At 59.5% G+C, this 22,364-nt stretch carries 20 protein-coding genes and 1 tRNA gene; 9 read left to right on the forward strand and 12 right to left on the reverse strand.

Going from position 1 to position 22,364, the window contains the following annotated elements; all coding sequences use genetic code 11:
* Positions 1-27 precede the first annotated feature (27 nt).
* Positions 28-1,011: a DMT family transporter gene (locus VGG64_00115; GenBank protein HEY1597972.1), complete on the forward strand. Its 984-nt coding sequence runs from the start codon at positions 28-30 to the stop codon at positions 1,009-1,011.
* Between the two features lie 103 nt (positions 1,012-1,114).
* Here VGG64_00115 and VGG64_00120 read toward each other — a convergent pair whose 3' ends face one another.
* The 4 genes from VGG64_00120 to VGG64_00135 form a co-directional block, all read right to left on the reverse strand.
* Positions 1,115-2,584: a serine hydrolase gene (locus VGG64_00120; GenBank protein ID HEY1597973.1), complete on the reverse strand. Its 1,470-nt coding sequence runs from the start codon at positions 2,582-2,584 to the stop codon at positions 1,115-1,117.
* Positions 2,585-2,817: 233 nt separating this feature from the next.
* On the reverse strand, positions 2,818-3,516 hold the full coding sequence (locus VGG64_00125; GenBank protein HEY1597974.1) for a hypothetical protein: 699 nt from the start codon (positions 3,514-3,516) through the stop codon (positions 2,818-2,820).
* Between the two features lie 348 nt (positions 3,517-3,864).
* Positions 3,865-3,938: transfer RNA gene (locus tag VGG64_00130), tRNA-His, on the reverse strand.
* 163 nt (positions 3,939-4,101) lie between these two features.
* Positions 4,102-4,917, reverse strand: a complete 816-nt coding sequence (locus VGG64_00135) for a glycerophosphodiester phosphodiesterase family protein (protein HEY1597975.1) — start codon at positions 4,915-4,917, stop codon at positions 4,102-4,104.
* Between the two features lie 160 nt (positions 4,918-5,077).
* Between VGG64_00135 and VGG64_00140 the strand changes: the two genes are divergently transcribed.
* The gene (locus VGG64_00140) at positions 5,078-6,031 is read left to right on the forward strand and encodes a cobalamin-binding protein (GenBank protein HEY1597976.1); all 954 of its coding nucleotides are present in this window, start codon (positions 5,078-5,080) and stop codon (positions 6,029-6,031) included.
* A gap of 53 nt (positions 6,032-6,084) precedes the next feature.
* On the opposite strand, the gene VGG64_00145 is transcribed toward VGG64_00140, so the two are convergent.
* Positions 6,085-6,810: a metallophosphoesterase family protein gene (locus VGG64_00145; protein HEY1597977.1), complete on the reverse strand. Its 726-nt coding sequence runs from the start codon at positions 6,808-6,810 to the stop codon at positions 6,085-6,087.
* A gap of 1,295 nt (positions 6,811-8,105) precedes the next feature.
* On the opposite strand from VGG64_00145, the gene VGG64_00150 reads away from it, so the two are divergent.
* From VGG64_00150 to VGG64_00160, 3 genes are read left to right on the forward strand one after another with little or no spacing between them, the layout of a single operon-like run.
* The gene (locus VGG64_00150; protein HEY1597978.1) at positions 8,106-8,954 is read left to right on the forward strand and encodes an alpha/beta hydrolase; all 849 of its coding nucleotides are present in this window, start codon (positions 8,106-8,108) and stop codon (positions 8,952-8,954) included.
* A 41-nt stretch (positions 8,955-8,995) separates the two neighbouring features.
* Positions 8,996-9,691 carry an alpha/beta hydrolase gene (locus VGG64_00155; protein HEY1597979.1) on the forward strand — a complete coding sequence of 232 codons (696 nt, stop codon included), beginning with the start codon at positions 8,996-8,998 and terminating at the stop codon, positions 9,689-9,691.
* A gap of 47 nt (positions 9,692-9,738) precedes the next feature.
* A complete protein-coding gene (locus tag VGG64_00160; protein ID HEY1597980.1) occupies positions 9,739-10,713 on the forward strand; it encodes a zinc-binding alcohol dehydrogenase family protein in 975 nt (324 codons plus the stop codon).
* Between the two features lie 63 nt (positions 10,714-10,776).
* Here VGG64_00160 and VGG64_00165 read toward each other — a convergent pair whose 3' ends face one another.
* The 5 genes from VGG64_00165 to VGG64_00185 form a co-directional block, all read right to left on the reverse strand.
* Positions 10,777-12,795: a redoxin domain-containing protein gene (locus VGG64_00165; protein ID HEY1597981.1), complete on the reverse strand. Its 2,019-nt coding sequence runs from the start codon at positions 12,793-12,795 to the stop codon at positions 10,777-10,779.
* Positions 12,796-12,922: 127 nt separating this feature from the next.
* Positions 12,923-15,013, reverse strand: a complete 2,091-nt coding sequence (locus VGG64_00170) for a redoxin domain-containing protein (protein ID HEY1597982.1) — start codon at positions 15,011-15,013, stop codon at positions 12,923-12,925.
* An 85-nt stretch (positions 15,014-15,098) separates the two neighbouring features.
* Positions 15,099-15,590, reverse strand: a complete 492-nt coding sequence (locus tag VGG64_00175; GenBank protein ID HEY1597983.1) for a hypothetical protein — start codon at positions 15,588-15,590, stop codon at positions 15,099-15,101.
* Entirely contained in the window at positions 15,587-15,871 is a 285-nt protein-coding gene (locus VGG64_00180; GenBank protein ID HEY1597984.1) for a hypothetical protein, read from the reverse strand. The genes VGG64_00175 and VGG64_00180 overlap by 4 nt, the downstream gene beginning before the upstream one ends.
* Positions 15,858-16,454: an RNA polymerase sigma factor gene (locus tag VGG64_00185; protein HEY1597985.1), complete on the reverse strand. Its 597-nt coding sequence runs from the start codon at positions 16,452-16,454 to the stop codon at positions 15,858-15,860. The genes VGG64_00180 and VGG64_00185 overlap by 14 nt, the downstream gene beginning before the upstream one ends.
* A 566-nt stretch (positions 16,455-17,020) precedes the next feature.
* Here VGG64_00185 and VGG64_00190 point away from each other — a divergent pair.
* On the forward strand, positions 17,021-17,608 hold the full coding sequence (locus VGG64_00190; protein ID HEY1597986.1) for a YceI family protein: 588 nt from the start codon (positions 17,021-17,023) through the stop codon (positions 17,606-17,608).
* 79 nt (positions 17,609-17,687) lie between these two features.
* On the forward strand, positions 17,688-18,623 hold the full coding sequence (locus VGG64_00195) for a hypothetical protein (GenBank protein ID HEY1597987.1): 936 nt from the start codon (positions 17,688-17,690) through the stop codon (positions 18,621-18,623).
* Positions 18,624-18,920: 297 nt separating this feature from the next.
* Here the strand turns inward: VGG64_00195 and VGG64_00200 are convergent, their stop codons facing one another.
* Positions 18,921-19,592 carry a hypothetical protein gene (locus VGG64_00200; GenBank protein ID HEY1597988.1) on the reverse strand — a complete coding sequence of 224 codons (672 nt, stop codon included), beginning with the start codon at positions 19,590-19,592 and terminating at the stop codon, positions 18,921-18,923.
* Positions 19,589-20,365: an IclR family transcriptional regulator gene (locus tag VGG64_00205; GenBank protein HEY1597989.1), complete on the reverse strand. Its 777-nt coding sequence runs from the start codon at positions 20,363-20,365 to the stop codon at positions 19,589-19,591. Before VGG64_00205 ends, VGG64_00200 begins: the two co-directional genes overlap by 4 nt.
* 81 nt (positions 20,366-20,446) lie before the next feature.
* Here VGG64_00205 and VGG64_00210 point away from each other — a divergent pair, with 81 nt between their 5' ends.
* Positions 20,447-20,851 carry a RidA family protein gene (locus VGG64_00210; protein ID HEY1597990.1) on the forward strand — a complete coding sequence of 135 codons (405 nt, stop codon included), beginning with the start codon at positions 20,447-20,449 and terminating at the stop codon, positions 20,849-20,851.
* A 5-nt stretch (positions 20,852-20,856) separates the two neighbouring features.
* Positions 20,857-22,350 carry a M81 family metallopeptidase gene (locus VGG64_00215; GenBank protein HEY1597991.1) on the forward strand — a complete coding sequence of 498 codons (1,494 nt, stop codon included), beginning with the start codon at positions 20,857-20,859 and terminating at the stop codon, positions 22,348-22,350.
* Positions 22,351-22,364 lie beyond the last annotated feature (14 nt).

Consider the following 22,364-nt stretch of genomic DNA (forward strand, 5'->3'; position numbering starts at 1 on the left):
ATAAAAGAACCAAAGCAAGTCGTTCCCATGCCGCATGATGGACCAACTCCGCCGGTCGATCGCCGCTCGCGAGGGCTGTGGTTTTTGTTTTTGTTGGCACTGGCCAGCTTGATGTGGTCGGCCCAAGGAACCGCCGTCAAGTTTTTGGCACCCGCGGACGCCGCCGTTGAAGGGACCGATGCGCCGCCGACGCTGGGACCGATCACGATCACGTTCTTGCCCTTCTATGTGGCCACGGCTTTGCTGTTGCCATTATTGGTGCGCTTACGGCGTCGCGATAAAAAGACTTCCTGGCCGACGCCGCGCGACTGGTTGCATTTCGCCATCGCCGGTATCGCTGGGCAGGTACTGGCACAGTTAGGGATGACATGGGGAGTGATGAAGTCGCTGGCGTCGAACGCCGCGGTGCTCAACCTGCTGATCCCGGTCTTTAGCGCCCTGCTGGCATCGCTGATGCTCGGCGAGCGGCTAACCCGGCTGCGGATTTTATGCCTGCTCATCGGCCTTATCGGAGTCGCGCTAATGTCCGTTAACGACCTCGAGCAAAGCGACTTTCTCGAACGCGGCTATCTGAGGGGCAATTTGTTGATTCTGCTGGGCTGCCTGGGCTCGTCGTTTTACAACGTCTATTGCAAGGGGCTGATGACGAAGTTTCACGAAGTCGAGATTCTCATCTACAGCTATATCACAGCTTCGCTCGCCAGTTTGCCGCTTCTGCTATGGTGCGAGCCGCTCAATCCGGCCGCGTTCGCCGCGCTCGACGGACGAGGCTGGGCCGCCCTGGCCTTTCTGGCCGTGTTCATGTACACGGTCTCGATGCTGCTTTTCTTTTATGTGCTGGAACACATTCCCGTCACCGTGGCCTCGGCGGCGCTGTATCTGGTGCCGCTATTTGGCGTGCTGTTGGCCAGCGCCCTGCTGGGGGAACGGATGAGCACGCTCGCGCTCGCCGGGGCGGGCGTGGTGCTGGCAGCAACGGTGCTCATCATGCGTTACGACAGCGCCGTCTAAACGCCTTATATCGTTCGTGCTGCAATAACTGCGGCAGCCAATGAAGACGATTTATCTCGCACGTGCTTCAACGTGCTCGTCGTCGCAGTCCCATCGGCGCCGGTTAGGGTACCCGCTTCGCGCGCACCCGCCGGCCGTCGAAGTTGAAAGTCACCGCCTCGATCGCACCCTGCGCATCGATAACCCAACCGCCGCTAACTTCGGGCTCTTCGGTAATGAATTCTGTCGCGGATTGTGGATACAGCTCGAAGGCCGCCTGCCTGGGCAGTTTGACGAACAAACGGTCCTCTTGCCGCGAGACCATCGCCACCGAAGCGGCATTCAGCGCATAACTGCCGACAAAGCGTTCCAATTGGTCGGCCTCGCTGTGAACCATTTCCCGCTCTTCCGGCAGGAAGTCGGGCCATGCGTAGACAATCGCGATGGCGTTCATGGTTTCGTTTACGGCTCGATTGCCGGCGTCGGAATTGGTCATCACGACCGCACCTTGACCGCGATCCAGCAGAGCGATGAAATTGCAGCGGAAGCCCTCATTTCCGCCGCCATGCTCAAAACGCCGTGTCGTACCACGTGTGACTAGAAAGGGTCCAAGCCCGACCGGGCCACCCCCTTGCGGTGTGAGCATCTGGTCGATCATTTCACGACTCAGAATTCTCTGTGATTTCCCTTCGTGGGTCAGTTGTAGTTCGATCGCGTAGCGCGCCATATCCGAGGGAGTTGTCCAGAGTCCCGCCGGAGCTTGCTCGGGATAGACGTGCCATCGTCCCACGACCGGCTGGCCCCGGTCGTTGTGTGCCGTCGCTGCCCGTGGTTGCAAGCTCTCTGGCAGCGGCTGTGCGAACGTGCTGGAGGACATTTCCAGTGGGGCGAGCACCGTCTCGCGCATCAGGTCCGCGAACGGTCGCTGCGTCACATCCGTCAACAGCATTTGCACGATCGTTGTGCCGCCGCCCGAGTAGCGGAAACCGTGCCCCGGCACTTTATCGACGCGTACCGGCGCGGTGTTCGCCGGTTTCAATCCGTCGAGGATCTGTGGCACGGTGGGAAGCGTCGCTCCCACGGCGTAACCGGGGAAACCGTGTACGGTCAGGCCGGCCGTATGGCTGAGCAGGCCGCGTAAATCCACAGCGTGCTGACGCGTAAAGTCATTCTCCGGGACGTGCCACGACTTCAACTGTTTATTGACGTCGGCATCCAATTCGAACGTTCCCGCTTCGACCAGCTTCAGCGCCGCGAGCGCCGTGACGGGCTTGCTCATCGAGGCCGCCTGGAATAGCGTCTCGCTAGTCACAGGCCCGCCGGCCGTGGCATCGGCGACGCCATATCCCTTGGCCCATTCGATCTGATAATTATTGATCACCGCCACGCTGACAGCAGGGACGTGATCTTGCGCCAAGCGGTCCGTGATCGACTTGGGCACCGTCCGCCCCTTGATTCGCACGGCCGGAATCAAACCTTGTTCGACCGCCGCGATTCTTTTTTGCACTTCCGGGCTGTAATCGGCCGACGTGGCCACCGAGACCAGTGGCCATAAGGCGAGCACGACCAACCGAATGGCAACCGAGCAGCGCATCGATGTCCCCCCGCATGAGATTGGCAAACCGAGGATCGTTTGCCATGCTATTCGACGGCGCGGTGCAAATCTTGCAGATTCGCCCGCTCCGTGCGCCCCTTCCGCGCTCCGTCCTCAGCGCGCGGGACTTTCTAACGGCGCACTTTTGCCGACGGCAGGCGCCGTCTGAGATGATTCTAGCGTGACGAATAGGGGCACGCGCAGCGGAACCCGTCGAGTTCGCAGTCGGGGTCTTAGTATCCCAGCGTGATCACGGTCCAGTTCGGAGCATCGCTGTCGTAATACCAGCGCGTGCTCCCCCCTTCTTTCGCATCGCCGTCTTCCTCGGCATTCCAGTAATCCCAGCCGAGTTGGAAACAGGCCGAACCGGTGATCTTCACCCGCGCTTCGACCCACACCTTGCTTGGCTTCCCGATGTCGCTGCGCCCGCAAGAATACCAGTGATAGACCTTGTCTTGCTGGTCGCTGGGCTGCACGGTTGCATAGCCGCCCGACAGGGTGAAGGGCATCGGATCGTACGTGCCGGCAAGCGTCGTGCCGTATCCGAACCAGGGGCTGCGGATGTACAAACCACCGCACATGGTGGAACCAAAACTCTGATTGATCGCGACGAAATGCTCACCCTTGATGATCACATGCAACTTTAAATAGCTGATCGAAACCGTCCCCACTTCGGTGCGGCGCGAGGTATCGCAGACCGCCTCGCACCAGGGGATGGCCCAAGTGTAGCCGGTGGGCGGGAGGGCGATCTCGACCACGTCAGCAGGCCAGGCAGGACCAGAGTTTGCCGGCTGCGGCGGAGTACTCGCCGTGACCGGAGGATTAGCAGGTGGCGCCGGCGTATTCACTGGCTCAATGTACGCATTCTGCCAATTGCACCCGGCCAGCGAACTGAGTGCGCAGAGTAACACCGCAAACAATTTGAGGGACATAACAGAGAACTTCCTTCGCGCGTGGCGGCTCGAATGGCCGCAGAATAACGCGCCCCCGTATGCACGATGCGACGGTACCGACACAAAGGTCGAGACCCTATTCCCGTCGCGACGTGACTACTAACCCGAACTGGCAGCCCTATTGGAGGCCAGATAGCCGTAAAAGTCCAGTGCCTGGCTGCGAAATCTGGAGTTCCGACGCCGATTTTTCATTAGGGAGGCCAGCCGGCTCGCCTCAGACGTCGGCTACCGGCCTCGGCCAGGCAGCGGCACAATTATCTCGAACCGCCGGAAACGTCGGCCCGGCGTGCGACCAAGAGAGGTCAAACCAAAGATCACCTGCCCAAGGGTGGCTGAGGGGACTCGAACCCCCGACTTCTAGAACCACAATCTAGCGCTCTAACCAACTGAGCTACAACCACCATCCGCGAAGAATCCGAATATAGTGGCAGCGAAAAAGGGGGTCAACGGCGGCCGCGCCGCGGAATGTCCCGTAGCAGCAGGCCGGGCGGCACTTTTCCCTTGGCGGCGCAAGCTTGTCTCGTAACTCCGTTTACAACGCGCGGGACCGAACCGCTGAGCGGATCAGTTCGCCACCGGGGCGGCCGGCGCAGCCTTGCCCGTCATTTCTCGCTCTATCTTCAGGAACACGTCCCCATGATCCAGGTTCACCATGTCGGCCTTCAATTCCACGATACGGCGGAAGGCAGCCGGATCGTTCTTGGTTTGCAAAACCATGATTTTTAGATTTCGCTCGCGGCAGGCCTCGCTCAATTCCGGGCTGAGTTGCCGCAGCCCCGTTTCAACGATGTTGGCCTGATATCGTTCGACAGCATCGCGCACGTCGTCGACGTTTCCAACGTTCACTTTCAGCGGCAGTTTCTTGTCGAGCTCGCGGAATTCCAGTGCCCGATCGGCCCGATCGAACCAGAAGAAGCAGTCATTTTCCATCCCCACGTCGTAGACCATGGCAATCAGCTGCTTAAGGTCTGCGTTCTTAACGTCGAAATAGACCTTGATCTTCCCCTTGATCGCCCGCAAGTAGGGATCGAGCCGTGGCACCTTTTCACCGGCAAACTTCTTGTTGAACCAGCTGCCCGCGTCGAGCTCGTCGATTTCGGAGCTGGTTAGTTGCGAGAGAAACCCTTTGCCGTTAGTCGTGCGGGTTAGCCACGGATCGTGCAGGAGGTACATCACCCCGTCCTTGCTGGTCCGCACATCGACCTCGACGTACGCGACGCCCCAATCGATACAAAGCTGGGTGGCAGCCATGGTATTCTCAGGCGCATACTCATTGGCGCCACGATGGCATACGACCTCGACCGCATCTACATGCGCCGCCGCAAGCAAGCTCGCTGCGAAGATCCAGCAGAACGACAATCTGTGCCAAAGGCGGTTCATAACGGCTCCTGTAGTTTCCACGACGGCTGGTGACCTTGGCATTAGAATGTCATTATTGTGCGCTGGCGGCAGGCGTGGCGAAAGGGTCTCAACATGCCAACCAGTTGTCGCCAAATCGTGTGGCGGCCGGCCGGCTATCCAGATCGCTAGAGATACAACCGTGACTCAATCTGCCTATCCATCGCGCATTGCATCGCTGTTGGCCAGCGGCACCGAGATTCTGTACGCACTTGGTTTGGGGAACCGGGTCGTGGCCATCAGCCACGAATGCGATTACCCGGCCGCAGCGGTCAGCAAGCCTCGCGTTACGACCAGCAACGTGGCCGCGCCCACCAGCGGCGAGATCGACGCCCAGGTGCGGCACATGCTGGCCGCAGGGCAAGCTCTGTACGGAATTGACGGCGCGCGATTGTCACAATTGGCGCCAGAACTGATCGTTACTCAGGCGCAATGCGACGTCTGCGCTGTGAAGTACGAAGACGTGCTATCGCTGGTGCGTTCCGAGCCCGCGCTTTCTGCTACGGAAGTCGTGGCGCTCAATCCCATGACGTTCGACGACATTCTGACCGACATCCTCCGCATCGGCGAGGCCACCGGAGCGCAAAGGGCCGCGGAGTCGTACGTCACGGACCTTCGCCAGCGCGTCACCCAGGTGCAGCAACGCGTTGCCCGCCTGGGCGCGAATGATCGGCCGCGAATCGCTGCTATCGAATGGATCGAGCCCGTCATGCTGGCCGGAAACTGGATGCCCCAGCTCGTCGAATGGGCCGGCGGCGTGCAACCGTTACCGCAAGGCGGACGGCACAGCACGTACGGTGACTGGCGCGACATCATCGCTTTTGACCCGCAGGTCGTGCTCGTCATGCCGTGCGGATTCGACCTGGCCCGCGCCGTGACGGAATCTCGTGTGCTCACGGCAATACCGGGCTGGAATGAGCTCTCGGCAGTGCGTGCCGGCCGGGTTTACGCCGTGGATGGCAATGCGTACTTCAATCGGTCTGGACCGCGGATCGTCGACAGCCTCGAGATCCTGGCCGGCCTGCTCCATCCCGAGATTTTCGGCTGGCCATCGCGCACCGTTGAGGACGTGCCGGTTTGGCAACCGCTGCTCTGACAACGGCGCCTAAATACCAATTGCTCTCACGGCCGCGATGCGACGAGCGTGCCTCATTCGCGTTCCGCGCGCACCAACTGCGGCAATCGCCCGCGATGCGTCGGTTCGTCCTGATCGCGCAACAGTCCCCACCGACTGGCTTGCCAAAGCTGCTTCGTGTGCAATTCGAGGGCCGTTAGCCAGCCATGCTGCCAGCAGGCGGTATCGATGCACACGGCGAAACCCAAGTCGTTAATCTCGCAATCGGCCTGCTCCGTATGCCCGACGATCACAGGCTTGCCTGAATAATGCGGCCGCATTTCGGCGGGATCGAATAAGGCCCAGCGCAGCTGATGATCCGGCTGCGCGCTCATGGGAAGGTCAGGCAGGTAGTGCGCATGCGTGAAAATAAATTCGTCGGTTTCAAAATAGGGCCGGCACTCCTCCAGAAACCCCCAGTGCCTGGCGGGAATCGCGTCCAAGCCTCCGCCGAATCGGTACGAGTTGAGCGTAGTTACTCCGCCACAGTTTTCCCAATAACGCAACGCCGGTTCGCTATCGCGGGACGCAAACAACATCTCCTCATGGTTGCCCCGAATCAGTATCACCTGGCACTGTTGCTTGAGTGCGATCAGACGGTCAAGCACCTGGCAGCTGTCATGTCCTTGGTCGATCAAGTCGCCCAAAAAAACCAATTGATCCTGCGGCGCCGGAACAATGGCTTCCAGCAGCGCGTCGAGCGCGTGGACGCAACCATGGACGTCGCCAATGGCTATCAGACGATTCTGAAGTATGTTCATGTGCGCCGTGGGTGACTGTGCCCGCGAGTACCAGGAAAACTCAACAATACGAGTTGCCGGGCGACGGAACAAGCAGCCATCGGCAGACCGGCGCATCTGTCAGTCCTAGCGCATCGTCGGCTGTGACGATTCTTGCTGCGAGCTCGGTCGACTTTAGCCGTTTCTCGCTGGCCGAACGGTACAGACGATCAACACGTGCAGTTCGTCGCGCGCTCTGTGGGGCATGCAGCGATGGCCAGACGAGGAAGATACTTCCAAAACCGGAAGGTGCCTTGTGATACTCGGCGGGCCAGCTTATGGTGCGTCCAGCCCGTGTTCCACTCCGTTCACGGGTCAGGGTCGCCGGTATGCATCGCCCGCCGTGTATGCCTCTGCCGGCGACCCGATACGTTTTTCCACGTACACGATTGCACGGTCCGTGCTCGCGAAACAATGCAGTCGCGCGAAGCGACTTTCGACGGCGTTGTGCGTTTCTACGGGCCGGCGGCGATATACGCTGTGGAAAACCCCGACCAACTCAATCGGCCGATCTTGACACGCCCAGGCGCCGTTGCACCGCGCCAGATCGGAGCCGCCTAGGGCACAGACGACAACGTGTCCATTTCCGTCAGCGAGCTCTTATCGCGGACCAACGCTCACGCGACCAAGGGCCTTACCTGGGACGCAGACGGCAATGGCTCGTTCCGTGCGGCCGAAAGCATCCAGCGCAGTCAGTTTTCCTAATTGTTCGACTCGACTAACAGCACCTGATCCGTCGTCGTCGACACGGCCGCTGCCCCATCATTTGTGCCGCCTTCAACGGCCCGCGGGCGAACTGATAGCGACGGTCAGCAGCACCTTTGCGAACTGGGGCACCGATAACCAGACAGCGCAGAATGGTCAGCCAGCAACCAGCTTGAATGCCCTGCGTGCAAAACGTCGGTTCGAGTAGGGGTCGTCGATCTAGGGGCTTGCGCGACATGCTAAACCCAGGAAGGCATTAAATGCACGTCCCAAACAACGCCACTGCACCGAGATGCACTGGGGGCAAGTCGTTAGCTTCAAAGCACGGGCGCCGCCAAATAACCGATTGATCTTTGTTCTTAGGGAACGGCACAAAGCTAGATCCACGCCTGATTAAGAACAGCACTAGGCAATCCACGAACCGCTTCGGCGCAACGGGCTTTCTATCCGTGGTCAGGTCGCCTCCACGTTGGCCGTCAGGCATTCCATTTGCAGCGTCAGGCTGGCGCGCTTAGAACCTTGAATATCGAGACTCCAAAGCCTGTGGTCCGACCGTGTATCGTCGGTGCATCATGACGCGTTACAAGACTACAACCGTTCGTGGCCAGCAGCATTTTTATCGTGAAGCTGGCGCCCCGGACGCGCCGACCCTGGTCTTGCTGCACGGCTTCCCAAGCTCGTCGCACATGTACCGGGATCTGATTCCCCAACTTGCCAGCAAGTTTCACCTCGTCGCCCCTGACTATGTCGGATTCGGTTATAGCGATGCTCCCCGCGTGAACGAGTTTTCCTATACGTTTGATAACCTCGCGGCTCACGTCGAGGAATTGCTTCTCCGCAACCTCGGACTCACGAAGTTCAGCATCTACGTGCAGGATTACGGGGCACCTGTGGGCTACCGTATCGCATCAAAGCACCCGGATGCCATTGAAGGGATCGTTGTGCAAAATGGCAATGCCTACATCGAGGGCATTGGGCCGGCCTTCGATCCGATGAAACCGTTTTGGAAGAACCGGAACGCCGAGACCGAGAAGCCTGTGCGTGCCATGGTCACGCTCGATACGACCAGGTTTCAGTACACGCACGGCGTCCAGAACCCTACGGCAATCAATCCAGACTCGTACACCTTGGATCAGCATTTCCTCGACCGCGACGGCAATGCCGCGATCCAATTGGAACTGCTGCACAATTATCAATCCAACGTCGCGCTTTACGACGGCTGGCATGAATATTTTCGTAAGTATCAGCCGCCGATGTTGATCGTATGGGGGAAAAACGATCCGTTCTTCACCATCGAAGGTGCCAAGGCTTATCTGCGAGATATCCCCAAGGCGGAACTGCACCTCATCGATACCGGACATTTCGCGCTCGAAGAGCATTGCGATTTTATCGCTGGCAAGATTCGCTCGTTTTTCACATAGCACCTTCGATCTTGGTTCACACGTTGGGCGGGAGTGCAGCCGTGGGGTTTCAAAATGACGCGACCGTGATTCTTGTTCACGGTGCCTGGGCGGATGGCTCGAGCTGGAGCCGTATCATCCTTCCGCTCGACAAAGTAGGGCTTCAGGTAATCGCCGCTCCAATTCCGCTCACGTCTTTGAGCGATGACGCAGCGGCATTGCAGCGGGTGATCACCAGAACCAGAGGGCCGATCCTTTTGGTTGCTCATGCCTATGCCGGGGCAGTAATCGCGGCCGTGAACGATAACCGGGTGAAGGGACTCGTTTACATCGCGGCCTTGGCCCCCGACGAAGGCGAAACCGTTGCTCAGGTGTTTTACAAGGATGAACCGCATCCCCAGGCTCCCAAGCTCGTCCCCGACACAGACGGGCTCATATGGATGCCGGACGACGGATTCGGCAACGCCTTTGCGCATCATGCCAGCAAAGAGCAAGTGCTTCTTTCCAAAGCAGTGCAGCGGCCCATTGCGGTGAAGTGCATTCAGGAAGCTGCCCCGAGACCACTCTGGAGGTCACAGCCCACTTGGTATTTGTTGGCCGAAGAGGACCGGATGATCAACCCGAAGACTCAGCACTTCATGGCGAACCGAATGCAAGCGACTATCAGCGCCCAGAAGGTCGACCACGCGCCGTTGTTAACGGCACCCGCCGCGGTCACGGAATTGATTCTCACCGCGGCGAAGGCCACGCTCTCATAGCCTAGGGCCAATCGCCCCCTTTCTTAAGAGAGGATATCCCCGCGCGTGTGATTGTCATTGATCATTTCGGCGGACCGGATGTTCTGGTTTTCAAGGACATCTCGGAACCCGAGCCACAGCCAGGCCATGTCGTCATCCAGATCAAGGCCTTCGGCATCAATCACGCTGAAATGCACGTGCGCCGCGGCGAATGGGCTGAATCGATGCCTATCAGCGGCATTGAATGTGTCGGGATCGTGAAAAGCTGTCCAGGCGGCGAGTTTGCCGTGGGGAGCAAAGTTGCCGCGTTAATGGGAGGTCTTGGTCGAACGATCAACGGAAGCTACGCGGAGTTTACGCGAGCACGCGTGAGCGGCGTCGCTCAGATTCAAACTGCTCTGCCCTGGGAAGAGGTCGCTGCGATTCCCGAGACATATGCCACCGCTTGGTCGTGCCTGTTTCGAAATCTCGACATCAAGCAGGGACAGACGCTCGTCATTCGCGGCGCAACGTCATCATTTGGATTGGCGGCACTGAATATGGCGGTGGATGCCGGAGTCAAGGTGATTGCCACGACACGCAATCGTGACCGTTTCAGGAAACTCGAGGATCGAGGGGCGATGCGCGTCGAACTAGAAGGTCCGGATCTTTCCAAACGAATCGCTGAAGCGAAACAGATTGACGCCGTTTTGGACCTCGTGGGAAACAGCACGATCTTGGATTCCCTCGACATGCTTCGCCGAGGCGGACGGGCGTGCCTTGCCGGCTGGCTGGGAGGGCTTGCTCCGATCGCCGACTTCAACCCGCTGCTGCAAATGGCGAGCGGCGTCTACCTGACATTTTTTGGCAGCTTCGTCTTTGGCACGCCGCAGTTCCCCCTGTCCGACGTTCCATTGCAGGACATCGCTCACAAGGTGGCCGAAGGACGGTTCGATGCCAAGCCATCTCGCGTATTTCGTTTCGACGACATCCGCGAGGCGCATCGCGTCATGGAGGCCAACGAAGCGAACGAAAAAATGGTGGTCGTAGTTGACCCTCGGTGAACGCAAGTCCGCCGAAATCGATAATATCCCGCGCAAAAAGCTCACAACCCCGGTATAGGGAAGCTAATCGCTCGCAGAGCCGCCGCCGGCCGCATCCGCCGATTTCTCATCCTGCGCCTTTTTTTTCTCCAGCAGGCTCTCGACCTCGGCGATGGGCAACGAAATGTCGTACCAGCCGATCATCATTTCGTCCCAGGTCTGCGGGCCCCAAAGAATCGTCTGGGTTGGGTCTGGATTGTAAGGATTCTCGGGTGAATTGTCGTACGACGCGGTACACAAAAGCTTTGTCCCTTGCGGGATCAACTTCGGTTCAGCAAGAATGAAGCTATTCTGCCAATTGAAGTCATACCGCGGCACGTCCAACAACACTTCGTGCTTGCCGTCCGGATAGGTTATTTCGTACCGGAACGACTTGCCGCGAATGTGCATGTGCGGGAACATCGACATCACCAGGGTATCGCGGGTAAAGGTCTTATCGGCTTCGACCGTGTAGTTCGCATCCCCGGCCGGGATGTTCAACTGATGGTACGACACGTTGGTCGTCGACATCTGGTGCGTTACATCTTTCTTGTCCATAAACATCAACCCCACCGCGCTGCGATCAGTCTGCTCCGACCCGCAAGGCGTGTAGTGCATTTGAAAGACCAACTTAGAACCGGCAGGGATTTTCCTGGCCACTCCGTCAGGCGCGATGACGGGCCGTGTACCTGGAGCAAAGCCGGCTAAGAAGCCAAACCCCGAAATATCGTTGTCGGCCAGGGGTCCACCGCGGCGGCGTCCGCCAGTTCCCGCGCCACGATTGCCGTCGCCTTGTTGAGAGTTGCCGTCTTCGTCGCGTGCTACGTTCTGGCTCCCTTCGCCCGCACCGGCACCGCCAGCTCCGCCGCCGCCCGAGCCGCCACGCCCCATGCCTCCGGTTGCAGGTTGCACGAACACAATGATGTGATGTACGACCTTGCGGTTACCTGGCATGCACTCGACGATTTTCACCCATTTGTCTTCGGTAAACTTCGGGTCAACGACATAATGCCGATAGGCTTCGACACCGTCGGCCTTCACGTTTACGGGTTCGTCGGTCATATAAACGATTTGGTCGGGCGCCTGCGGCATCAGCCAGCCTTCCGCGAAGTCCTTGGGCTTCGGCAGGTCGGCCGCGTTCCCCTCGGGACAACCGTTGTCGACCCAAGCGTAGATCTGGGCTTTTTCGTCATCGCTTAATCGCGCATCATTGGCAAAGGTGCCGTGCGTGGGGTTCGCATGCCAGGGAGGCATCCGCTGCTCGCGGACGACTTCGGCGATCATTTCGCCCCAACCGGCTACTTCGTCATAGCTGGTCATGGCGAATGGACCGATCTGACCGTCGCGATGACATTCTTGGCAACGGCTCTGGAAGATCCGTGCGATCTGATTCGAATACGTGACCTCCGATTTTTCCTTCGGCGGACGCACGCGGCCAATCAGGCATCCCTTCACGTCGGTCGATGCGACGCTAATCTCCTTGCCGGCCAGCAGCTCGCCGAGCGCCTCGGCCAAGTCGCGGCGCTCGGCCTTGGGCTGTGCATAGCCGACGCCCGCGCCAAAACTGTATTGCCCATCAATGCGACCGTGATAGCGCACAATGCTCTGCGGGTCGAGGACGAAAACCTCCGGGGTGCGGGTGGCGCCAAACGCGTCAGCAACCGCATTGCCAACATCCTTAAGAAGCGGGAAAGTGAGACCATGAGTTCGGGCAAACTGGTCAAGTTCGGAAATCGAGTCTTGCCGGTTGGCATCGATGCCCAAGAAAGCGACGTCCTGCGACCCAAACTCCGTCGCAAGCTGCTGCAGTCGCTGCCCATATAATTTGGCGATCGGGCACTCGGCGCCGAGGAAAACGACGACCACCGCCTTTTTGCTTTGGAAGTCTGCGAGCGAATACTGCTGACCGCGGAAGTCCTTGAGAGTGAAGGGCGCGATCTTGCTGCCCACCGGCGACTTCGCAGCAACGGGCGCCCCAATATCCGGCTTGCCTTCGGCGGCCGTCGCGTGGCAAGCGAACATGGTCGACGCCGCCAATCCCAGCAGCGCAAAGAAATCTCGCATGGTCTCGCCCATCCTTTTAAAGAACAAAGTCTGATCGCAATTCAAATGTCTATAGACGTTTTTTGCGCCCGAACCGCGATTTACAATTCTCGTTCGCACTAGGCGCTTGCCGCCTAATGGCATTTGCTCATTGCCGGCCGCCGGTAACGGTACGCATGAGCGTCAGCAGCATTTCCAACTCCTGCTTGCTCAATGCGCCGTCGTGATTTTGATCGACGAGGTCAAAACGCTCGCCAATCCGACCAGGCACTTCTTCCTTCGTGAGCTTGCCATCTTTGTTGACGTCGAGAGCGGCCAACACCTTGTCGGGAGTGAACTGCTCAAACGAGCGCCCCCCCGAGGGTCGCGCGGGCATCTCACCCTTGGGAAACACCTCGACGTAGAAGCCGATCATCATCTCTTCGAACGTTTGCGAGCCCCAGGTCACGATCTTGTTGGGATCGGGATTCGAAAGATTCTCCTCTGAGTTGTCCCAATGGGCGGTGCAGACGAGCTTGGTCCCCTTCGGCAGCATTTTCGGTTGGTCCAGCAGGTACGTCGTCTGCCAGTTGAAGTCGTACCGCGGCACGTCCAGTAGGATTTCCTGCTTGCCGTCGGGGTAGGTGACTTCGTAACGGAACGACTTGCCCCGCGTGTGCATGTGCGGAGTCAAGTTGGCGACGAGCGTATCGTGCTCGAACTTGCCTTCGGCCGTCACCTGGTAGTCGGAGTCGCCCGGCGGAATGGCGAACAACATGTTGGCCACCGATGTGCTGCGGGCCACCCATTTGACCTTATCAGGATCAGTGAATTTGAGACCGACATAGCTGCGATCCTTGGCGGGCGTGCCGTTGGGCGTATAGTGCAATTGAAACACGAGCTTGGAGCCAGCCTTTACGTGCATGGCCGTCGTGCCATCGGTGTGCAACATGGGGTTCATGCCCGGCGCGTAGCCGGCAATCATGTTTCCGCTTTCGATCCCACCACCCCCGCCGCGCCGTCTATTCGGGTTCGGCCCGCGCCGGTTGGCATCGCCACCTTTGGCTTGGTCGCCTTTTGTGTCGCCGCGATTCGCATCGCCACGACCCAAAAATCCACCGCCGGCACCCGGCGGTTGCACGAAAACTAGAATGTGGTGCACCGTGTCCAGGCTGCCGGGCTTGGCTTCGGCGGCCATCAGCCATTTGTCCTCTGTCCAGCCGGGATCGACCGAGAAGTGGTAGTATTCAATCACGCCTTCGGCGGGCACATCCACCGGCCCGTCGCCGATGTAGACGATCTGATCGGGCTCGCCAATCACCCAGCCATCGGTAAACTCTCGCGGCTTCGGTAGATCGGCGGGATTCCCCTCGGGGCATCCACTGTCGACCCAATCGGCGATTAGCTTCTTGTTCTCGTCACTGAGTCGCACATCGTTGGAAAACTTGCCATGCCCCTTGTCCGCATGCCAGGGCGGCATGCGTTCCAGGTCGACCACCTCGCGAATCATCTCGCCCCAGCCGGCGACTTCGTCGTAGCTGGTCATGGCAAAAGGACCGATCCGGCCCGGGCGATGGCATTCGACGCAATGATCCTGAAAGACGCGCGCGATTTGATTGCTGTATGTAATCTTCGCATCGGCAACCGGTTGACGAACGCGGCCGATTTTGCAGCCGACGGCCTCTGTACTTGGCACGCTAACCCCTTGGCCGGCGACAAGTTCGTTGATCGCTTCGGCCAAGTCGCCGCGCGTCGCTTCCGGGCGCTGATAGCCGACGCCGTCGGCAAATCCATACTGATCGTCGATGCGGCCGTGATAGCGCACCACACGGCTGCTATCGAGCACGAACATCTCCGGCGTACGCTCGGCACCGAATTGATCGGCTATCTTGTTGCCAGCGTCCTTGAGCAGCGGAAAGTCGATGTGGTGCCGTGAGGCATAGGCGGCAATCTCTTCGATTGAATCTTGCCGGTTCGAGTCGATGGCCAAAAACGCCACCTTGGAATCTTTGAACTTCGCCGCCAGGTCGGCAAGCCGCGGACCATATAGTTTGGCCAGCGGACATTCGGCGCCGACAAAAGCCACGACTACCACGTCGGCATCCTTCACGTCGGCCAGGGAATACTCCTTGCCGAATTGATTCTTGAGGGAAAAGTCGTCAATCTTCTGGCCGATTGAGCTCGACTCGACGGCGCCTACCCTGGTCCCGCAACAGACCACCGCAGCACAAACAACAACGGCGAGGTTCGAACGCAGCATGACAAACCTTTCTGTGGTGGACGTAAGCGGTCGGGGGCCGTATGGCATTCGATTACAATTTGCGTCGCATCGATGCAACTAAACGCTAGTTAGACGTGCGATCGTGAGCGTTTGGTTCGCCATCGGCCGGAAAAAACTTGTCGAGGCGTGGCTGTGCCTCGGAACGGAATTGGTTCGCCTGCTCGGTAGTCAGGGCCTTGCACATTTCGTCCATGACTTGTTGCAGTTCCGTGCGCATTTCCCGTATCGTGTGCGTGCGAATGTGATCCAGTTCGGGTTGATGCGCGCGGACAATCGCTTGAATATCTGCCTGCTGCAATTCGGTCAGGTCAAGGTCTCTTTGCATCCGATTGGCGACGCGGCTCAGCAGATCGCTCCAATCCTCGGGCTGTCTCGACCTCGGGAATGCGCGCATCGCCGCCGCGCCACAAAGCAGCCCCGCGACGAATACGACCATCACGAGCAGAAGCGAAATCCACGGCCGGGCGCGATTGCGCCGCCCTGAGGGAAGCCGTGCCTCCATCGTCGCGCTGCCGACGTTTCCTCCCATTTCGTCACTTTCTTCGAAGCGCATCATGGTTCGATCACGCTCCGTAACGCGTCGGGGCCCGTCGCCATGACAGCGGCGTCGGAAAGAGAGGCCAAGTTGTCATTCGCCGGTTGCGTCGACCATGCGGCCGCGATCACTGCCGCCGACAGTACACAAGCTCCTATCGAGGCCAGCGACAAACGGTGATCAATCATGCTGGACCGGCCGTGCCTGATCCGCTGGATCACCCGATCGCTCACGTCAATTGCGACATCTGCATCGGCACCCATTTGTGCGCCAAACTGCCTGAGGAGCTCAAAGTCGTTCATGTATGGCGTCCCCCACCGTTTCGCATGCCGACTGAACGTTGTCGATGCCTAGCTCGGCAAAAAATGCACGCATCTTGCGACGTGCCCGAAATGCTTGCACCTTGACCATAGTTTTTGACCAGCCGGCCAGTCGCGCGGCCTCGTCGATGCTGTGACCTTCGATGTAAATCAAGACCAGTGCCAGCCGATCTCTCGGAGGCAACCGATCCATCAGGGCGCGGACCAGACGGACGACTGCCGCCCGATCCAACACTTCGATCTTGTGTTGTGCCAACTGGCGCCACCATTCGTCGTCGCGGCCCGATTCCGCGCGACGGCGGTTTTTCTTCCAATACCGGTATCCGACGCGGGTCGCGATTTGCTTCAGCCATCCGGGGAAGTTCCCTTCACGAAACTTGGGAAGGCTGAAGTAGGCATCGACGAACACTTCCTGAACCAATTCTTCGACAACCGCCGGATCGTTGGCGAACACCCGCATGCGGCGCGCGATCTGAGTCTGATAGCTAGCTACGATGCGCGCGTACGCCTCCCCGTCTCCCTCCAAACTCCTCGCCAGATTGCTTTGCTCGGTTGGTTCACTCAACCGTCAACCCACTTGGTAGCCGCCCCGGCACAAACAGTGTCCGGCGACCGCGAATACAGGTGCGCTACAGTAGTAATGGCCGGTTTATCGATTCGGTTACACCGGATTTCGAGATTTTTGTGAATTTCGTCGCCCCGCGGCACCAAGATGCCAGCAACAACCTGCCAACGGCGGGCCGGCGCCGCGTGCAGCCGCAGGCGATCTAGCATACCGTCTAGGCAATTTGTCCCGAAGAACCTCGGTTTGATTCGTGCGTCCCCCTGGCAGGAACGCCCCCAACCGGCAACATCCTCGCCTGCGGAGAAGATGGTCGCGTGATGGCGGCCCCGGCAAGTTCACGCCACACGTAGGCGTTCCCAAGGCCCGGGCCACAATGTCGCTCTTGGGTCGTGTTTCAGAAGACGGCGGCCAGTCCTGCGGGCAGGGCGCATTTACCCCGGCAGAGCGACGATCGCGACAGAATCGGCCTTCATTTCACGACAGAGCGCCGTCGATGGAGTTCGTCCTGGCGAGGCGTTATGATGCTCTCGCATTGAATCCTCAACTTCTGCGCAAAGGTGCGAATTATGACAATGGTTATTCGGCAGATCACTTTGGCAACTATTCTTGTCGCCTGCGTCAGCGTCACGCACGGGGCGGACACCTACACGGTCGATCCGGTCCATTCCTCGATTTCGTTCATGATCTCCCATGTCGGAATCAGCAATATTCACGGACGATTCAACGACTTTTCGGGGAAAATCACGATCGACCAGGCGGATCCGGCCAAATCGAGCTTCGCGTTATCAATTCCGATGGAGAGTATCGATACCAACAACGTCAAACGCGACGAGCATCTGCGGGCGCCCGATTATTTCAACGCAAAGCAGTTTCCGACCATGTCGTTTCAAAGCACGAGTGTCGCAGCGGTCGACGGCGGCTTTAAGGTGACAGGTGACTTGGATATGCACGGGGTTTCCAAGCCCGTTTCGTTCACGCTCAAGGGGGGCGATAAAGTCGTTGAATTTCCCAAGGGAACCAAGCGGATCGGTCTGGTGTCGACGTTCTCGATCCGACGCAGCGACTTCGGCGTCAACGCCGAGCCCAAGGCACTGGGCGACGAGATCCCCATTTTCATCGGTATCGAGGCGGCCAAGACCGAGGCAGCCAAGTAGGCATACACCGTGGCGGCATGTCGCGCGGCGAGTCTCGCCGCACGCTAGGCTGGCCTGACCACGACGGAAGCTGTGGCCAATGCTTGATGTCTTCCTGCTGGCGAAAGTGCTGCTGGTTGGTGGACTGACGGCGGCCGTGTCTATGCTTTTGTCGGCCTGGGGCACCGTGCGACTATGGCAACGCAGCGCGTGCTGGAGCTGGGCCGTCGGCGCCGGAGTGCTGGCCGCCAGCGGCGCTACCGATCAATGGCCGCATTGGCCTGCGCTTGAAGACCGCGGACGATTTTTGACCCTGCTGGTGCCCTTAACGCTATTGCTCGACACCTTGGCTTCAACCGCGCGCTCACGCCGCGTGGCTTGGATCATGCGCGCGGGGCTGGCGGCAATCGTGACGCCTATCCTGTTGCACAATTCCGTCTACCTGGCCGACCTCGATGGTCGGAATTCGGCGGAATGGTCGTCCCTGCAAGCGACGATAGTCCTGTGCGGACTTGCCGCACTATTGATGCTGTGGTGGGCGATGTTAAGCGGGCTGCAATCACAAACATCCAGTCATGTGGTGATGTGGGTGTTGGCTCTCGACGCGCTGGCAGTAGCCGCCACGGTCATGCTTTCGGGCTACTACCGTGCAGGACTGCTCGGACTGGGCCTGGCCGCAGCGCTGGCTGGTGCCACACTAGCTTCGCACCTTGCGCGACCACAATCGACGGCCAACGGCAGCCTCAGCATGGCTGTGGTGGGCATATTTTCGGTGCTACTCGCCGGTCGGTTCTTCGGTCAGCTGTCGACCGGACAGATGGCATGGTTGCTGCTTGCGCCGATGCTGGTATGGACCGTAGAACTACCGCGACTGCGCTCTCTTTCACCCGGCTGGCGCAACGCCGTACGGCTAAGCTGCCTCACCGTGCCACTGATCGTCATCGTGATTGTCGCGCAGCGGAAGTTTATCGCCGCATCCACGGCGCGTTCGACGCCATCGAGCCCGAGTGCATTTCGAGATCTGCATGAGAAATGACGGGGAAAAACGCTGCGCGCTTTGCGCCCATGAGCGAGCGGATTTGCATTGGGTGTCAAAAACCGGTGAGGCCTGTCGACAAAGGCGTCAAGTTGGCGACGGTTGTCTGTCGAGCCACCGAGCCAGCAGCCACTGGTGCTTAGCCAGTTCGTCGGGATCCTTACGACGGCGCAATAGAAAAATCGCTTCATCGATGTCGACGAATTCCGCCTCCATGCGGGTCGACAAGTAGCTGGGGAAGGACGCGAACACCGAGCCCACGGCGACGGAAACGCACTTTGGCGCTCTCGGGCAATACTACAGCACCCCGAACTTGTGATACGCGGCGACGGCTTTCATGCCGGCTGCAATACACGCGCGCGTTTCGTTCTCGGCGTGTACTTTTTGCCATGCGCGCTGTACGGCCTCGATCTCGACTTCCTGTGGAACGACAACCACACCGTCTACATCCGCGATGACCAGATCTCCGGGACAAAACCGCACTCCGTCGATCTCGACCGGCACGTCGATGTCGACGACCCGCTGACGATTCTGGCTGTCGTAGACGCAGGTTCCCCGCGCAAACATCGGGAATCTCATCTGGCGCATTTTACGGACGTCGCGAACTTGTCCGTCAACGATCGCACCCACACAGCCGCTGTTGCGTGCGGCTGTGCTCAACAGTTCCCCCCACACGCCCGATCGCACTGAGCCTGCCGCAGCGGCAATGACAACGTCATCCGCCTGACAACTGTCGACGGCACGCAACTCTAACTCGTAGGGTTGCGGATCCGCGTGGGCCATGTCGACCCACAACGTCGTTTTGCAGCGACCCACGAGCACCACGTCGACCGTCAGCGGCGCGAGCGGAACACGGGGCGATTGACGGCAAAATCCCAGCGTGTCGAGCGCGTCGCACATGACAGCGCTATAAATCGTTTCCCGCAGCATCGCGAGCGTAATGTCCGCAGGCACAGCGTGCTCGGTCATGGATCGGTCCCCTGCTCAGATTGGGCCACGGCGCCCGTCTTCAACTGTTTCGTGATTCGCAAGGCACCCTGCTGCAGCAACTTCAACCATTTGCCGTTTTGCAACTTATCGGTTCGCGAGCTGGGGACGCTCAGGCTGATCGCCGCACGCACTCCCCGTGTATCGAAGATCGGCACGGCCAGGCATGTTACGCCGACATCCGTTTGATCGACTTCGATCGAGTAGCCACTGCCGTGTACCTCTTGTAATACCCGCTGCAGTTTCGCCACGTCGATCACGGTCGACGTGGTCTTCTTCTGCAACCGTGCCGTGGAAAGGAGAAAGTCAATCTGCGGCGAAGGTAAGTGGGCCGCGATGGCGCGACCCAATGCGGTGCAATAAAACGGGTCCGTCGAATTCGCCGTGACAACGCGGCGGAGCGGTTGCGGGCTCTCCAACACCTTGAGATAGACGACGTCGGCATGCCGCAGCACGCCCAGATTCACCGTCTCGCGCGTTACGCGGTGCAATTCCTTCAATACCGGTGCGGCGATCCCCTGCAGGATGTCGTCGGCACCCCGTGCGGCCAATCGCGCCAGGGCCGGCCCGGGACGATACATGCCCGGGTCTCTTTTTTCCACGTACCCCGTCGCCGACAAGGTCTTTAGCAGCCGATGCGCAGTCGGCTTGGGCATGCGCATCTCGAGGGCCAACTCGGCGAGCGATTTGCCGCGGCCGGTCATGGCCAGCGCTTCGAGCAATCCGAGCGCCTTGATGACTGTTGTTGATTCCATTCTTTCGAATATAATGTTCCACAATATGGAATCAAGGGCGCTGTCACCGGGCCGGTGCCGCATTCGACCTTAGAGGTGACCATGCCGATCCAATCGATCCGCGACCCACAGCTGTCCGAGAATCCACTCCCATTTAGTTCGGCCGTGCGCGTGGGGCCCTTGATATTCGTCTCGGGCCAGGCCTCGGTCGATCGCGAGGGCGAGATCGTGTCCGACAGCTTCGCGGGCGAGATGCGTCGCTCGCTGTCGAATATGCGATCGGTGCTCACCGCAGCGGGCGTTGATTTTTCCCACGTCGTTCAAGTCCGTAGCTATGTCGGCCGCGAGGAGGACCTCGAGGAATACAACAAGGTCTATCGCGAGTTTTTCTCCGAGCCGTTTCCGGCGCGCACCACGCTGGTTGGCTGTCTGGGGACGGCCCTGAAGTTCGAAATCGATGCGATCGCCATGATCGATCCTTCCGAAACTTCGCAGCCCCAGAGGTAGTCCCCATGCGCGTTGGCATCATCGCGATTCAGCAAGAATCGAATACGTTCATCGGCAAACCGACGGTTCTCGATCGCTTTCGCGAAGACCTCCTTCTCACGGGCGCAGACGTACGATCGGCCCTCGCCAGCGCTCACCATGAAGTCGGTGGCTTCTTTAGCGGGCTGGAAGAATGCGGGATTGAGGCGGTGGGGATCATGGCAGCGCGCGCGATGCCCTTTGGCGTCATCGCGGGCGACACGTGCCGGTCGCTGATGGGAATTTTAGACGCCGCGCTGGCCGGCGCCGGAGAACTGGACGGAGTGCTCGTCGCGCCGCACGGTGCCGCGGTCAGCGAACCAGAGCCCGACTTCGACGGATTCTGGTTGTCTCGCTTGCGTCAGCAGCTCGGCAACCAGATGCCGATCATGGGCACGTTAGACCCTCACGCGAATCTATCGGCGAAGATGGTAGCGGCATGCAACGCACTGGTGGCCTATCGGACGAATCCCCACCTGGATCAACGCGCGCGGGGCTTGGAGGCAGCCGCCCTGATGGCGCGCACCTTGCGCGGTGAGGTCTTTCCCATACAGCGAGCCTGCTTTCCGCCTGTGGCGATCAATATCGAGCGGCAGTCCACGGCTGCCGAGCCATGCCGTGGAATTCTGGAATCGGCGCGCCTCGGGCGCGAGCGCCTGGGCGTTCTGTCGAGCAGCATTCTCTTGGGTTTCCCCTATGCCGATGTGACGGAAATGGGATCGGCCACACTAGTCGTCGCCGACAAGGACACGGACCTCGCCCAGAGATGCGCCGACGACTTAGGGCAGCTCCTTTGGAGGCGGCGCCACGAGTTGGTCGGCCAGCTCATCGATATACCAGCGGCTCTTGCCTTGGCAACGGCATTGACCGGATCGGTATGTCTGCTCGATATGGGAGATAACGTCGGCGGTGGGTCACCGGGCGACGGTACCTCGCTGGCGCAGGCTATGATGCAGCAGTCGCTGGGCCCAACATTTGTCTGCCTATACGATCCAGAGTCTGTCGAGGCATCGCGAGCGGCGGGCATCGGCCACACCGTTAGCCTTCGCGCCGGGGGAAAAACCGACGACGCACATGGCGCACCGCTAGAGATCGAGGCAACCGTCTCGCAATTGTGCGATGGCAAGTGGACCGAGCCCGAACCACGCCACGGCGGCTTCATGAGTTTTGATCAGGGATCGACCGCGATTGTGCAGGTCCGCGACCGCCTGACTATCATGCTCACTTCGCGTCGCATGGCTCCTTTTTCCCTGCGTCAGCTTTCCCATTGCCAGATCGATCCCTCTTCGTTTCGTTATCTGATTGTGAAAGGCGTCCACGCGCCCGTTGCCGCCTACGAGGCTGTCTGTCTGCATTTCATCCGTGTAAATACGCCGGGCACCACGACGGCCGACATGGGAGCACTGTCGTATCATCACCGGCGTCTTCCCATGTTTCCTTTTGAGCCGGACACGCGTTGGTCATTACCGCCACGCGCTTGAAAGTAACCACGATC

The organism is Pirellulales bacterium (genome assembly GCA_036490175.1).
Classification (GTDB): domain Bacteria; phylum Planctomycetota; class Planctomycetia; order Pirellulales; family JACPPG01; genus JACPPG01.

Coding starts and splice junctions, on each gene's coding strand:
- VGG64_00205 (HEY1597989.1), bottom strand. CDS start 20,365: ATGGAATCAACAACAGTCATCAAGGCGCTCGGATTGCTCGAAGCGCTG.
- VGG64_00170 (HEY1597982.1), bottom strand. CDS start 15,013: ATGCTGCGTTCGAACCTCGCCGTTGTTGTTTGTGCTGCGGTGGTCTGT.
- VGG64_00210 (HEY1597990.1), top strand. CDS start 20,447: ATGCCGATCCAATCGATCCGCGACCCACAGCTGTCCGAGAATCCACTC.
- VGG64_00195 (HEY1597987.1), top strand. CDS start 17,688: ATGCTTGATGTCTTCCTGCTGGCGAAAGTGCTGCTGGTTGGTGGACTG.
- VGG64_00145 (HEY1597977.1), bottom strand. CDS start 6,810: ATGAACATACTTCAGAATCGTCTGATAGCCATTGGCGACGTCCATGGT.
- VGG64_00135 (HEY1597975.1), bottom strand. CDS start 4,917: ATGAACCGCCTTTGGCACAGATTGTCGTTCTGCTGGATCTTCGCAGCG.
- VGG64_00215 (HEY1597991.1), top strand. CDS start 20,857: ATGCGCGTTGGCATCATCGCGATTCAGCAAGAATCGAATACGTTCATC.
- VGG64_00120 (HEY1597973.1), bottom strand. CDS start 2,584: ATGCGCTGCTCGGTTGCCATTCGGTTGGTCGTGCTCGCCTTATGGCCA.
- VGG64_00115 (HEY1597972.1), top strand. CDS start 28: ATGCCGCATGATGGACCAACTCCGCCGGTCGATCGCCGCTCGCGAGGG.
- VGG64_00150 (HEY1597978.1), top strand. CDS start 8,106: ATGACGCGTTACAAGACTACAACCGTTCGTGGCCAGCAGCATTTTTAT.
- VGG64_00175 (HEY1597983.1), bottom strand. CDS start 15,590: ATGATGCGCTTCGAAGAAAGTGACGAAATGGGAGGAAACGTCGGCAGC.
- VGG64_00125 (HEY1597974.1), bottom strand. CDS start 3,516: ATGTCCCTCAAATTGTTTGCGGTGTTACTCTGCGCACTCAGTTCGCTG.
- VGG64_00200 (HEY1597988.1), bottom strand. CDS start 19,592: ATGACCGAGCACGCTGTGCCTGCGGACATTACGCTCGCGATGCTGCGG.
- VGG64_00190 (HEY1597986.1), top strand. CDS start 17,021: ATGACAATGGTTATTCGGCAGATCACTTTGGCAACTATTCTTGTCGCC.
- VGG64_00180 (HEY1597984.1), bottom strand. CDS start 15,871: ATGAACGACTTTGAGCTCCTCAGGCAGTTTGGCGCACAAATGGGTGCC.
- VGG64_00165 (HEY1597981.1), bottom strand. CDS start 12,795: ATGCGAGATTTCTTTGCGCTGCTGGGATTGGCGGCGTCGACCATGTTC.